The sequence below is a fragment of the Parendozoicomonas sp. 209JJ7-1 genome (assembly GCF_058147085.1).
The window spans coordinates 105,190-119,476 of record NZ_JBYVJU010000004.1; the positions used below are offsets into that span (position 1 = coordinate 105,190).

Annotated in this window: 12 protein-coding genes; all 12 read right to left on the reverse strand. The window is 51.6% G+C overall.

The genetic code is table 11. The annotated features are described in order from the left end of the window. Positions 1–57: 57 nt before the first annotated feature. Entirely contained in the window at positions 58–867 is an 810-nt protein-coding gene (gene trpC, locus ACY2RQ_RS05550) for an indole-3-glycerol phosphate synthase TrpC (RefSeq protein WP_490111965.1), read from the reverse strand. 18 nt (positions 868–885) lie between these two features. Next, entirely contained in the window at positions 886–1,923 is a 1,038-nt protein-coding gene (gene trpD / locus ACY2RQ_RS05555; RefSeq protein WP_490111966.1) for an anthranilate phosphoribosyltransferase, read from the reverse strand. A 53-nt stretch (positions 1,924–1,976) separates the two neighbouring features. Then, entirely contained in the window at positions 1,977–2,561 is a 585-nt protein-coding gene (locus ACY2RQ_RS05560; protein WP_490111967.1) for an anthranilate synthase component II, read from the reverse strand. Positions 2,562–2,563: 2 nt separating this feature from the next. Next, positions 2,564–3,418, reverse strand: coding sequence for an ion transporter (locus ACY2RQ_RS05565; RefSeq protein WP_490111968.1), 855 nt, complete (start codon positions 3,416–3,418; stop codon positions 2,564–2,566). Between the two features lie 184 nt (positions 3,419–3,602). After that, entirely contained in the window at positions 3,603–5,078 is a 1,476-nt protein-coding gene (gene trpE, locus ACY2RQ_RS05570) for an anthranilate synthase component I (RefSeq protein WP_490111969.1), read from the reverse strand. A gap of 382 nt (positions 5,079–5,460) precedes the next feature. Beyond that, a complete protein-coding gene (locus ACY2RQ_RS05575; RefSeq protein ID WP_490111970.1) occupies positions 5,461–6,678 on the reverse strand; it encodes a type II secretion system F family protein in 1,218 nt (405 codons plus the stop codon). A 112-nt stretch (positions 6,679–6,790) separates the two neighbouring features. After that, positions 6,791–7,597 (reverse strand): symmetrical bis(5'-nucleosyl)-tetraphosphatase, encoded by an 807-nt coding sequence (locus ACY2RQ_RS05580; protein ID WP_490111971.1) that lies wholly within the window; start codon positions 7,595–7,597, stop codon positions 6,791–6,793. Positions 7,598–7,635: 38 nt separating this feature from the next. After that, a complete protein-coding gene (gene apaG, locus ACY2RQ_RS05585; protein WP_490111972.1) occupies positions 7,636–8,025 on the reverse strand; it encodes a Co2+/Mg2+ efflux protein ApaG in 390 nt (129 codons plus the stop codon). A gap of 24 nt (positions 8,026–8,049) precedes the next feature. Then, a complete protein-coding gene (rsmA, locus tag ACY2RQ_RS05590; RefSeq protein WP_490111973.1) occupies positions 8,050–8,865 on the reverse strand; it encodes a 16S rRNA (adenine(1518)-N(6)/adenine(1519)-N(6))-dimethyltransferase RsmA in 816 nt (271 codons plus the stop codon). Between the two features lie 54 nt (positions 8,866–8,919). Next, positions 8,920–9,927: a 4-hydroxythreonine-4-phosphate dehydrogenase PdxA gene (pdxA, locus tag ACY2RQ_RS05595; protein WP_490111974.1), complete on the reverse strand. Its 1,008-nt coding sequence runs from the start codon at positions 9,925–9,927 to the stop codon at positions 8,920–8,922. 13 nt (positions 9,928–9,940) lie between these two features. Continuing rightward, positions 9,941–11,266: a peptidylprolyl isomerase gene (locus tag ACY2RQ_RS05600; RefSeq protein ID WP_490111975.1), complete on the reverse strand. Its 1,326-nt coding sequence runs from the start codon at positions 11,264–11,266 to the stop codon at positions 9,941–9,943. 9 nt (positions 11,267–11,275) lie between these two features. Then, positions 11,276–14,140 carry an LPS-assembly protein LptD gene (locus ACY2RQ_RS05605; RefSeq protein WP_490111976.1) on the reverse strand — a complete coding sequence of 955 codons (2,865 nt, stop codon included), beginning with the start codon at positions 14,138–14,140 and terminating at the stop codon, positions 11,276–11,278. Positions 14,141–14,287: the final 147 nt, after the last annotated feature.

The following is a 14,287-nucleotide window of genomic DNA, read 5'->3' on the forward strand; positions in this document are numbered from 1 at the left end:
AAAAAAGCCCGCCTGCCAGCCTTTCCCATGAAGAAAAAAGGCTGACAGAACCTGCGCCTACAGCCAGTCGCCGAACAGGGCAATTAGCTCTTTACCCGGGTCATCCGCACGCATAAATGCCTCGCCGACCAGGAAGGAACTCACCTTATGACGGAACATCTTGATGATATCTTCACGATTATTGATACCGCTCTCAGTCACCACCAGCCGGCCTTCCGGAATCTGTTGCAGCAGAGAATAGGTGGTATCCAGAGAGACATCAAAAGTATGCAGATTGCGATTATTGATGCCCAACAGACAGTTATCCAGCACCAGCGTCCGCTCCAGCTCTGCCTGGTTATGGACTTCCACAAGTACATCCATGCCCAGTTCAACCGCCAGATCATTCAGCTCGGCCAGCGCTTCGTTATCAAGAGACGCAGCAATCAGCAGGATACAGTCCGCCGCCAGAGCACGGGCTTCATACACCTGATATGGCGCAATAATAAAGTCTTTGCGAATCACCGGCAGGCTGCAGGCAGCACGAGCCTGTTGCAGGTAATCTTCATGGCCCTGGAAGTAATCACGGTCAGTCAGCACGGAAAGGCAGACTGCTCCCGCTTCCGCATAACTGCGGGCAATATCCGCAGGGCGAAAATCTTCCCGAATCACGCCCTTGCTGGGGGAAGCTTTTTTAATCTCCGCAATTATGCCCGCCTGACCGGCTTTCACTTTGGCTTCCAGAGCGTTAACAAAGCCCCGGGGAGCATCCGCCTGCTCTGCCTGGGCTTTCAGTGTGGCCAGTGGCAACTGTTCCGAGCGCTCCGCCACCTCTTCCCACTTTCGGGCGATAATTTTCTTCAGAATGGTTGGAGTGTCCGGTGTCATAATGCTTATCCGTTCTGTTTATACTTGCTTAAAAACCGCAGAAAAATCCGCCAGCTCTTTCATTTTTTCCAGAGCCAGACCACTGGCAATCACATCCTCGGCCATTGCTACCCCTTCTTTGAGGGAACCAGCAACATTGGCTGCATAAATTGCAGCACCAGCATTCAGGGCAATCACATCTGCGGCTTTAGCTGCATACTTGCCTTCCTGCTTACCAAGAGCGTCACGAATCAGTGCCAGGGACTCCTCCGGACTACCCACTTCCAGCCCGATCAGGCTCTGGCTTTCAATACCCAGGTCTTCCGGACGGATATGATATTCAGTCACTTCACCGTCTTTCAGCTCAGCAATCAGAGTTTCCGTGGCCAGGCTGATCTCGTCCAGTCCATCCACAGCATGAACAACCAGTACATGGTTGTTACCCAGACGCTTCAACACTTCCGCCATAGGGCGACATAATTCACTGGTAAATACGCCGACAAGAAGATTAGGCACACCGGCTGGATTCGTCATGGGGCCAAGAATATTCATAAAGGTACGAATACCCAGCTCTTTTCTCGGACCGATCGCATATTTCATCGCCGCATGGTGATGGGGGGCAAACATAAAACCAATGCCCAGCTCTTCCACGCAACGGGCTACCTGTTCCGGTGTTACATCCAGGTTTACTCCCGCCTGCATCAACAGATCGGCACTGCCGGAACTGCTGGAAACCCCACGGTTACCATGTTTAGCCACGTATACGCCTGCGGCGGCAGCCACAAAAGACGACGCTGTAGATACATTAAACAGGTTGGCTCCATCTCCTCCGGTACCAACAATATCCACCAGGTTCTCGGCCTTGACTTCCACCTTGCTGGCCAGCTCCCGCATGACCGTGGCGGCACCGGCGATTTCATCGATACTTTCGCTTTTCATGCGCAAGGCAACGAGGAACGCGCCGATCTGAGCCTGGGTTGCGCCACCCGTCATAATCTGGCGCATCACCGCTTCCATCTCATCAAAGCTCAGATCAAGATGCTGAACGGCCCGGCCGATCGCTTCTTTAATATCCATACAACCCCCTAGTGTGTCATTCTTGTTAAACGCCCTTGATAAACACCGGGGCTTCAAATCTTCTGTTTAAGAAAATTCGCCAGTAGGTCATGGCCGTGGTCAGTCATAATAGACTCAGGATGGAACTGCACCCCTTCAATCATCAGCTCTTTGTGACGCAGCCCCATAATTTCATCCATGGAACCATCTCCGTTCTGGGTCCAGGCGGTCACTTCCAGACAGTCCGGCAGAGTCTCTTTATCCACAACCAGGGAGTGATAACGTGTGCAGGTAAACGGATTATCCAGCCCGGTAAATACGCCTGTGCTGTTGTGGAACACCGGTGAAAGTTTGCCATGCATCACCTGACGGGCACGAATCACATCTCCCCCAAAGACCTGCCCGATACTTTGATGCCCAAGGCAGATTCCCAGCAGTGGCAGCTTGCCGGCAAAAAGGCGGATAGCATCCATGGAGATACCGGCTTCATTGGGGGTACAGGGGCCGGGGGAAATCACCAGATGATCCGGATTCAGCTTTTCAATATCTGCAATGGTAATTTCATCATTACGATAGACCTTAACATCCGCCCCCAGTTCCCCCAGATACTGAACCACGTTGTAGGTAAAGGAGTCATAATTGTCGATCATGACCAGCATAACTAATCTCTCCTATCTGTTCCGGAAGCACTGATTTCCAAGTGAGCCTGCAATCGCTGAAGTGTTTCCTGTGTCGTTTTCAGTTCCCGGATAATTTCATCCCTTGTTGGTTCACGACGCAGTTCTTCCACCCTTTCCGCCTTGGCTTCATCCAGGTTATTCAGCACCACAGCAATAAAAAGGTTGATAACAACAAAGGTGCCGCACACAACAAAACTTATGTAGTACACCCAGGCCCATGGATATACGTCCATGGATGCGTACATGACATCGGTCCAGTCTTCCAGGGTTACGATGCGGAACAGGGTCAGCATGGAAATCCCCAGAGTCCGCCAGTGGGTCGGGTCCGCTTCGCTGAACAAGTGAAAGCCCGCCACCCCGTAAATATAAAAAATCACCATCATCAACATAACCACATGCCCCATACTGGGAATGGAGCGGATCAGCGTTGACACTATCAACCGCAGTTCGGGAAAAGCCGACACCAGCCGTAAAATTCTCAGAAGCCTTGCCAGTCGAGCGACAGTTGCCATGGAACCCACTGCCGGAATCAGGCTCAGCACCGTGATGGTAAAGTCAAAACAGTTCCAGCCATTGCCGAAGTAACGGTTTATCCTGGGAGCCACCGCTGCTATTTTCATAACGGCTTCCAGAACAAACGCGATAACCACAATCTGGTTTACCCACTCAAACCAGTCACCAAAGCGGGCCATCAGTCCGGCATGGGTTTCCAGTCCGATAACTACCCCGTTCACCAGAATCAGGCCTATGATCAGGCTTCCAAATATTTTGGACCTGACTATCTCATCCAGCTTTCTTTGCCAAATGGTGCCTGCTTTTTCTTCACTCCCGGACATCTTTTTTGTCTCTATTTTGTCTCTCTATTTGTTCTTACCGCAGGTGCTGGCAGTCATGTTTTCCACGCCGACAGGGCTGTCCTGCCCTGAGGCGTGACCGCCATCCCTGGCCTTTGAAAACATGACTGCCAGCACCCGCTTATCAATACCGAGCGTATCCCCTTAGAGACAAACTCTTAACTTTTTACAAACCATTCCCTGCCATATCCACTGCGTGGAAAATAGCTCTTCCTTTATTCAATGTTTCTTTCCATTCCAGCTCGGGTACAGAGTCGGCAACCACTCCGGCACCAGCCTGAATATTTAACTGCCCATCCTTGATCACAGCTGTACGAATGGCGATAGCCGTATCCATATTGCCATTCCAGGACAAATAACCCACAGCGCCACCATAAATGCCACGCTTGACCGGCTCCAGTTCATTAATAATTTCCATGGCCCGCACTTTGGGCGCGCCACTTAAAGTACCGGCCGGAAGTGTTGCCCGCATTACATCCATGGCGGTTAAGCCTTCTTTCAGCTGCCCGGTCACATTGGAAACGATATGCATGACATGGGAATAACGTTCCACCACCATTTTATCGGTGAGTTTCACTGTTCCGGTTTTTGAAACCCGCCCTGCATCATTACGGCCAAGATCAATCAGCATCAGGTGTTCAGCGATTTCCTTTGGATCAGCCAGCAGCTCTTTTTCCAGCTCCAGATCACGTTCCTGTGTCGCGCCACGCTTACGGGTGCCCGCGATAGGACGTACCGTGACCTCACCGTGTTCCAAGCGGGCCAGAATCTCCGGAGAAGAACCCACTACATGGAAGTCCCCAAGATTCAGGTAATACATATAAGGAGAAGGGTTCAGGCAGCGCAGGGCACGGTACAGATTCAGGGGATGATCATCGTAAGGCAGAGTCATTCTCTGGGAAGGCACCACCTGCATCACATCCCCGTCCAGGATGTACTGCTTGATGCGCTCAACAGCCGCCTTAAAGCTATCTTCTCCCCACAGGGAAGTGAAACTCTCTTCCGCCCGCTTTCCGGTATGGCCTCCGGATGCGAGACTGGCACTTTTATTCTTTAAATCCTGCAAACGGCTGTCAATAGCCGCTTCAGCTTCAGCCAGGGCATCACTTTCAACCGGATCAACATGGGTGATAAACATTACCTTGCCAGTAAGGTTATCGAACACCACCAGATCATCCATCACCATCAGCAGAATATCCGGTGTACCCAGCTTATCCTCAGCCAGGGGAAGAGTATTCAAACGCTGCTCAATATAACGGACAGTGTCGTAAGCAAAGTAACCCACCAGCCCACCATTAAAGCGGGGCAGGCTGGGAAGGTCGGGAACTTTAAACCGCCCCATAAAAGCTTCAACTTCCGCCAGCGGATCTGCCACTTCCCTCTCTTCAACAATCTTACCGTCTGTTTCCACCTGCCAGGTGTAGCCATACACCTTGATTACCGTCCGGCTGCCCAGGCCAATAAATGAGTAGCGCCCCCACTTCTCACCGCCTTCAACAGATTCCAGCAGGCAGGAATAATCGTTATCTGCCAGCTTAAGGTAGGTTGACAGGGGCGTATCAAAATCGGCCAGCACTTCACGGGTCACCGGTATACGGTTGTACCCCTGAGCGGCCAGTGACTGGAACTGATCGGGTTTCATTGGAGGCTATCCCTGTGATTCAGGTTCTTTTTACCGGTATACGGGCCGGCATGACAGTGGAAAAAGGTAACACAGGCGGCATGCGCTCAGACACGCATTAAGGCAGAGTACGCCATCGCCAGGACTGGCAAACGGAGGGGGAGGCCGGATTGTCAGATGCAGAATTTCGCACTGCTCGCTCCATAAACCCATAAGATAAAACGACTGCTTCACCCGAATACTCCAGGATAAATATATACACAAGCAGTCATGGGACGAGATTATAGAAACCTGTGGGCAATATCAACCAACGGAATACTTTCCCGAGCCGCCGCTGAAATCTCAACAGACCCTGGAACCAACAAAAACAAAATAATTTTTAATCCTCTTCGACACTTTAAGTCTAAACAACAGAACCCAACTGGAAAATTGGCAGGTACATGGCAATTATAAGGCCACCGACCAGTGTACCTAATACAACCATAATAATGGGTTCCATGAGGCTGGTCAGACCATCTACCATATTGTCTACTTCATCTTCATAGAATGTTGCTACTTTACTTAACATCTCATCCAAAGCGCCTGACTCTTCCCCGATAGAAACCATCTGTACTGCCATAGAGGGGAATACACCAGTATTTCTCATAGAAAATTGCAGCTGTTGCCCGGTAGAAACGTCTTCCTTAATTCTGTTCGTTGCTTCTCGGTAAACGACGTTGCCTGCAGCCCCAGCAACAGAATCCAAGGCTTCAACCAAGGGAACACCGGCCGCAAATGTTGTAGACAGTGTGCGGGAGAATCGAGCAATGGCTGACTTGTCAATAATAACACCAATGACAGGAACCTTTAATAACAGCCTATCCATGCTGTCACGGGCTTTGGGGGAGGAAGCAAGAACTTTTTTGAAGGCAAATCCTGCAGCGACGCACCCTAATAAAACAACGTACCACCACTCTTGCATAGCTTCAGATATGCCAATTACCATTAAAGTAAATGCGGGAAGTTCGGCACCAAAACCAGCAAAAACCTCTTGAAACTGGGGAACAACCTTCACAAGCAGGATTACTGTGACAATAATAGCAACTGCAACAACGGCAATTGGGTAATTCATGGCCTTTTTGATTTTGGCCTTAAGAGCTTCGGTTTTTTCTTTATAGGTTGCAATTCTATCAAGCAGTGACTCAAGGGAGCCGGATTGTTCACCGGAATGTACAAGGTTGCAATAGAGGTCATCAAAGTATTTAGGGTGTTTGCGGAGAGAGTCTGCCAGGTTGGTACCTCCGGCAATGTCATTTTTAATCTGACGAATTAACTCTTTCATTGAGGGTTTATCAACACCTTCGGCGGTGATATCAAAAGCCTGAAGCATGGGAACACCAGCCTTGGTCATGGTGGCCAGCTGGCGGGTAAACAGCGCGATATCCATGGGCTTGATACGCTTCCCACCACCGCCAAAGGTAATGCCCTTTTTGCGAATCTTGGTGGGGTTTATACCCTGTTTGCGGAGTTCGGCTTTTGCCAGGGCCATGGTCGTGCTGGTGATCTCACCTTTGGTTGAGCGACCATTTTTATCCTTGCCCTCCCAGACAAAGAGTGTGACTTTACTGTTTTTCTCTGCCATTCCGGACCTGATCCTGTCAGTATTTCTAGCTTTCCCGGCCGACTGCTGTTTATTGAATGATTGCGGCCGCTGATGAATCGGATACCTGTTGTCTTCGGAATCTTACTGGTTATTACCCATCAGCGTCTACAGAAAAGCGTTTTCGATCTTTGACACGCATCGCAGTTAAAGACCCGCCCCAGACGCAACCAGTGTCCAGCGCTTCGTATCCGGGTTTGAATACCCGGCCCTCAAGAGCAGCCCAGTGGCCGAAAATAACGGTGGTATCTTTTGTGCGGCGGTGATCATGCAGGAACCAGGGAGCAAATCCCCTTGGCGGTATTTCGCCCTTGCTGGTAAATTCCAGATCACCTGCTGCATTACAGAAGCGCATACGGGTGAAATAGTTAGCGATCATCCGCAGGCGTTCCATGTCATCAAGTTCTTTGCTCCATCCGGCAGGAAGGTCACCGTACATATTGCGGAAGAAATCAAGGCTGCCGCCCCCCCGGAGAACGGCTTCAAGTTCTGCGGCCCGTTTAAGGATTTTCTGTTCTGTCCACATGGGAGGAACCCCGGCATGAACCATCAGGCAGTTTTTTTTCTCATCAGAGTAAACCAGGGGACGAAAACGCAGCCAGTCGATCAGTTCTTCCCGATCCGGAGCTTTGAGAATATCGTCGATGGTATCGCCCCGTTTGGGGAAGCGTACGCCGGCATCAATCGCCAGCAGATGCAGGTCATGGTTGCCAAGTACGGCAACACATCTGTCTCCAAGACTTTTCAGGTAACGCAGGGTGGCCAGGGATTCCGGCCCGCGATTGACAAGATCTCCAGCAACCCAGAGCTGGTCCTTTTGCTCATCAAAGGCGATACTGTCCAGAAGCCTGCGCAGTGCGCTGTAACACCCCTGAATATCGCTAACGGCGTATGTTGTCATGAATGATTGAATCTGGTTTTGATTAGTATGCTGCGTTTTTAGTTAACTGCGCCGGGCACCCTGAGGCTGAACAGGGGAATGACAACATCAAACAGGTCTCCGTTATCGTCCTGCATCCTGTAGCTTCCATGCATGCAGCCCACCGGAGTGGCAAGAATACAGCCGCTGCTGTAAGTGTAGCTGTTACCGGAAGCGATATAAGGCTGTTTACCAACAACACCTTCTCCCTGGACTTCCTGCTGCTTGCCATCCCCATCATTAATATACCAGTGCCGGGACAATAGCTTCGCGCCGCCTTTGCCATTGTTGGTAATGGTAATGTGGTAAGCGAAAGCATAGGGGTGCTGTTCAGGAAGAAACTCTGTTTTAACGCTGACTTCTACACCATGGCTGGAAGAATGCTCAGGGTGGGGTGTCTGGGTATCCAACTGTTCGCCTTTTCCGGTTTTTATTTATTGCTGTTTTACCGCCAGATAATCCGCAATCCTGACGTAAGACTCAAGGGTTAATCGTTCCGGGCGCAGAGACGGGTCAATACCCAGCTGTTCCAATTCATTTCCGGAGATCATTCCCTTCAGACAGTTACGCAGGGTTTTTCTGCGCATGGAGAAAGCCGCCTTGACCACCCTGCCCAGTAGGCCATGATCCTTGCAGGGGTGGGGTAGCTCTTTGTGAGGCGTCAGGCGCACGATGGCAGAATCCACCTTGGGGGGCGGATTAAATGCTCCCGGACCAACTGGAAAGATAAAGTCCACTTTGCAGTGGTACTGCACCATAATGCTGAGGCGTCCATAGTTTTTTTCGCCCGGACCAGCCGCAAGACGGTCAACTACTTCCCTCTGGAGCATAAAGTGCATGTCCTGCACGATATCGGCGTAGGAGACCAGATGGAAAATAAGTGGCGTGGAAATATTATAAGGCAGGTTGCCGACAATGCGCAGCTGCTCATCACCTTCCCGCAGGCTGGTAAAATCAAAGTTCAGGGCATCCGCTTCGTGAATGGTGAAGTTCTCATTCAGACCAAAATGCAGTTTCAGCCAGGGGATAAGGTCTCTGTCCAGCTCAATGACATCAAGCTTTCCTGCGTTAGCCTGCAGCTGGTTGGTCAGTGCGCCCTGACCAGGCCCAATTTCCACAAGATGCTGGGTGTTCCTGGGAGCAATGGCGCGAATGATCCGGTTTATCACCGCCGGATCATGGAGAAAGTTCTGTCCAAAGCGTTTACGGGCTTTGTGGGGAATAGCGGAATCGATAGTGGTTGCGCTCATAAAGGGTTAAACGGGGATAAGTGGTACGTTGCCGAGAATTCAGAATACCGCAGGTTACGACTCGCTGCAGTTTCTGGTCTGTATCATATCCAGTGCATAGTCGATGGCTGTATTCAGGCTGCCCGCATGGGCAAGGCCGGTACCCGCCAGTTCCAGGGCAGTACCATGATCGACAGAGGTGCGAATTATAGGCAAACCAAGGGTGATATTCACGGCTTCACCAAAACCTTTGTACTTCAGCACTGGCAGACCCTGATCATGGTACATCGCCAGTACAACATCCGACTGTTCCAGTTTAGCTGGGTTGAAAATCGTATCCGCGGGCAGGGGGCCGGTCAGCGAAAGCCCCTGTTTTCTTAAACGATTGAGTGTGGGTTCAATAATATTTATTTCTTCCCGACCCATATGGCCGTTCTCCCCGGCGTGGGGATTCAGGCCGCAGACAAGAATACGGGGATTTTTCAGGCCAAAATGAGAGCGTAAATCACCATGGAGTATGGTAATAACGTCTTCCAGTAATTCCGGGGTAATTGATTCCGGAATTTTGGCCAGGGGCAGGTGAGTGGTGACAAGTGCTACCCGCAGCCCTTCCGTGGCCAGCATCATAACGACACGGGGCGTATCCGTAAGTTCAGCCAGAAGCTCCGTATGGCCGGAGAAGGGAAGGCCCGCTTCGTTGATAACGCCCTTATGAACGGGGGCGGTGACAATCCCGTCAAATATTTTCTTCTGGCAGCCGGTTACGGCCATGGACAAGGTATCCAGCACATAAGAGGCATTGCGGCTGTCCAGATGTCCGGGTGTTACCTGTTCCCGAAGGCTGGCCGGGTCAACAATCAGCTCACCGGCTTTGTTCGGTCGACGGGGCATCTCCGGGCTGAATGTTTTTATACTGACGTCTATACCGAGCTGTCTGGAACGGCTCTTCAGCAAAGCCGGGTCTGCCAGTGTAATAAGCTGGGCGTCACGGGGGTGTGACGCCTGCATCAGACAAAGGTCAGGACCAATACCCGCCGGCTCGCCCGAGGTGATAACAAGCCGGGGTATCTGATGTGAGGACATCGAAACTACAATCCTACAGTTTGGTTTCTACAAACGCCTGATCACGGAGTTCTCTCAGCCACACCTGAAGTTCTTCCGCGAACTTACGCTGACCAATAATTTCACGAATACGGGCGTCCCGAACCTGGGTGCTGATGTCCTGCTGTCGTTTACCCATTACTTCCATAATGTGCCAGCCAAAATTGCTGCGGAAAGGCTTGGTAGCTACATTGGCAGGCTCGGAGAGCATTTTTTCGCGAAAGGCCGGCACCATGTCCGTTGGGTTGGCCCAGCCAAGGTCACCCCCATTCAGGGCAGAGCCCGGGTCGTCGGAGTAGGCTTTTGCCAGCTCGGCGAAATCAGCTCCCGCTTCAATACGGCCATAGAGACTGCGGGCCAGCTCCTGGGCTTCCAGGTCGCTGCGGACTTCGTTGGGCTTGATCAGGATGTGACGGGCTTTCACCTGCTCCTGGTACATTTTTTCATCCCCGCGGCTGTCTGTCAGCTTGATAATATGAAAACCACTGGGGCTGCGAATCGGGCGGGAAATTTCACCTTTCTTCAGGCCAACAGCCACTTCCGCGAACAGGGAGGGCAGCTGGTCCGCTTTACGCCAGCCAAGGTCTCCACCTTCCAGGGCGTTCTGCCCCTGGGAACGGGAGACGGCGATCTGAGCAAAGTCCGCACCTTTTTCCAGAGCTGCGTAAATTTCTTCAGCCGTGTCACTGGCCGCCTGAATCTGTTTTGGGGAAGCCCCTTCCGGCAGGGAGACCAGAATGTGGCCCAGACGGTAATCCACTGACAACTGCGCCCGGCCCTCGGCGGATTTACGGAAGTTTTCGACTTCCCGATCGGTAACCTGTATACGTTCCATCACCTTACGCTGACGCACACGGCTGATCAGCATTTCCCGACGAATCTGTTCCCTGGCTTCAGCGTATGTCATGCCGTCCTCTGTCAGTGCCGTGCGGAACTGCTCCAGGGTCATGCCGTTGCGTTCGGCAATGCTGCGGATGGCCTGATTGAGAGAGTTGTCATCAATGCGGGCACCGGCTCTGTCGGCTATCTGCAGCTGAAGATTTTCAATAATCAGGCGTTCGAGCACCTGTTGTTTCAGTACATGTTCCGGAGGAAGAGCTGTATGGCGTTCTTGAAGCTGCATGCGCACAGACTTCAGGCGGTTGTCCAGCTCACTTTCCATAATTACGTCGTTATCGACAATCGCGACCACACGATCCAAGGGAATAACTTTGGCTGCAGCGGGAGCAACAGCTACTATGCCCGTTGCTGCCAGGGTGGTGGCAGCGGTCAGCAGGGTTGTTTGAAAGATGGCTCGAAAGCTTTTCATTATGCTAGTCATAATGTCGTCTTATATATCCTTGCGGCTGCTGTAACCGCTTATGTCGTTCAGGAATGCTTCCACTTTACTGCTGGTGGCATTACCTAGTCCTTTGAGAACGAATTCAAAGAAAATGCCTTTATCGACTTTGGCTGTATCAATGTCGTCGTTCGGATCAATCCAGTTCCGATACATGACACGCATCATATAACAGCAATCGTCCCGTTCAATACCGAATGTCCGTTCCATATGACGTTTATTGGTAATGTCGTAGGTATAACGACCCATAAGACTCCACTTATAGGTTACGGGCCAGACGATACTGAAATCAGCTTCTTCCAGGTTGCCGTTTACGTAACGACCAGTATTATTGCCTTTGTTCGGCCCATCCTTGTATTTCTCCGCGCGGTCAACCTGATCCCGGTAGCGGTAACGGGCGTTGATCACGCTTCCAGCCCTGGGGCGGTACTGCATACCCAGGCCGTATTCCTGGTTGTGACTTTGGCTGGTGTTATACACCCAGTCCTGGGTTAAACGCAGATCTTCACGGACATTCCACACAAGCTGGGTGGCCAGAGGCGATGTGGACGCTTTGTTTTCTTTCAATAGACGCTTTTTGGCTTCGTCGACGTTGTTGTCCGGGTTGTCTTCATCGACCTGAAGCGGATCAATCAGCGTCTTGCGGTTTTCAAAGTAAAAGATCTGCCCAATACCGAAGCGGAAACGCTCAAAGCCGTTGTCTTCCAGGAAACGGCTGGTAATACCCAGGGACAACTGATTGGTATCGCCGATACGGTCATAGCCGTTAAACCGGTCATTCCGCCACAGGCTATTGTAGGTAAATGAAGATTCGCTGGTATCAAACACAGGATTCAGGCCCTGGTCGCTCTTGTAGGGCGTATAAACGTATCTGGCCCTTGGTTCCAGGGTCTGGGTAAAGTTCAGGCCACCGAGAACGGTTGGACGCTCAAAGAACAATCCACTGTCCAGATAATAGGTGGGAGCTGTGGTATTTGGTTTGGTGACATCGCCTTTGGATTTACCGGTACTGTTGATATATACCTGGTCAAAGCGGTCCAGATCATAATGAACGGAACGGATCTTCGCGCCCGGTTCAATAAACGACCAGCTGTTTTCAATACGGTATTTGACACTGGTTTCAGCATACAGTCGCTGGCCTACAGCGTTATTGATTCCGACACCCGGGCCCCAGACACCTTCGTGGACATCTTCCCTGCCGTTAACCTGGCGCTGCCTTTTGTACTGCCAGTCTTTGTCACGCTGGAAGTCGGTATAATCAAGAACATAATTAACGCCCAGCCCTTTGCTGTTATCCCAGGTGCCATTCAGGTTGAAGTCGATATCCTTGCTGTAGGGATCGTCCGCGTCCTGGGTCATGTTTTTGAGTTTCTGGGTACCCAGCTCAACGGTGTATTGATGATTGCTGTTGTCACCACCCCTGTAGGTTGTGTGCAGTTCTTTGTAGAGGGGGCTTTGGGATTTGACATCCAGGCTGGTGCCGAAATCATCGAAGTATTCCCGGTCACTGGCATCGGTATAGTTGATCCGGTAATCCCAGTTTTTGGTCAGCTGCTGCTCATGCTTGAGGGTGTAGAACCAGCGATTGTCATCGTAATTCAGGTTCCTTTTCTTCAGCTTGTCTTTAGTGGAATAAGCACCACCGATTTCACCTTTGGCGGACTCAGTCAGATAGCGGAACTCATTCTCAATCAACAGACCACGCCTGGTCATAATGCGGGGCGTGATGGTCGCGTCCATATTGGGGGCGATATTCCAGTAAATGGGCTGGGTGTAATCCAGACCGTTGCCGGTATCGCCGGTGTCGTAGGATAGGGTTGGGAACAGCAGACCAGACTTACGACGGTCATCTATGGGGAAGGTAATCCAGGGGGTATAGAAAACCGGTAAACCCCACAGGTCAACAGTGGTATCGGTGGCGGTACCAGAACCGGTAATGGGGTTCAGCTCCACTGTTTCGCCATTGAGCTGCCAGGTGCAGTCTCCCGGTGCGCAGGTGGTGTAACTGGCATTTTCCATACTCACAATGCCACTCTCCCGGCGCAGGATTTTACTGGCTTCGCCCCGGATACGATCAGTATGGAAGATGTACTTTGCGTTGGTCATCTCCGTCCGGCCACTGTCCATATTGAAGTCAGCCTTATCACCGACTATCAGAAGGTTGGGCTCACGAACAACAACACTGCCGCTGAAATCACCTTCACCGGTGTTACGGTCAAGGTGGGCAATATCACTCTCAATCTGACGGTAGCCCTGGCGCACAACAACATTGCCGGTCAGTGTGCTCAGGCCGTTTTCCTCGTAGCTGGAGTTGTCGGCTTCAGCGAAAATCGGAGCATCATCAAGGTTACCGGTAAAGTCCAGGCCCGGGCGGGAAGGCTCAACATATCCACCTTCACAGATATTGACCTGGTAGCTGCTCTGGCGGGCAGGGGACAGCCTTTCCAGAGGCTGCCAGTCCAGGGTGGTGAAAGCCTGGACAACACTGGCAGAACGCAAGCCGGTTGCGCTAGGAAGTACGAAAACAACCGCGCCATCTGGAGCTGTCTGGGCAGTGGCGGCTGCAGCGCTTGCTGTGGCCGTGGTCTGGCCGGTAACAGTCACGGGAATGTTTGCCACGGGTTTGCGGGGGGCTGGTGTTACAGCTCTTTGGGCAAAGGGAACAGGCCCGGATTTTCTGGAGATAATGTTACATTGCCAGCCATCCCCGGAAGCGCTTTGTAAGCACTGCCACTCGGCATTCTCGGCGAGAGTCGAGGCTTGCGCACTGGCTGATGTCACCAGAGAGCCGGCAAGAAAACCGGTGGTGATAACCAGAGGAAGCGTGTTTTTCAGTATAAAAATATTTTTTGCCATCGGTGTGTATCCGGCCTTCCCGTCGGCTTCTGTTAGTGACCCCGTCGCGTCCTGCAAGACTCCCTCCGAGCTAAAACCTTAATTAAAGCCCCAAGGGTACTTCATATCTTGAGTCATGCTCTGACCGGTATAGTTACCGCTCTGGCG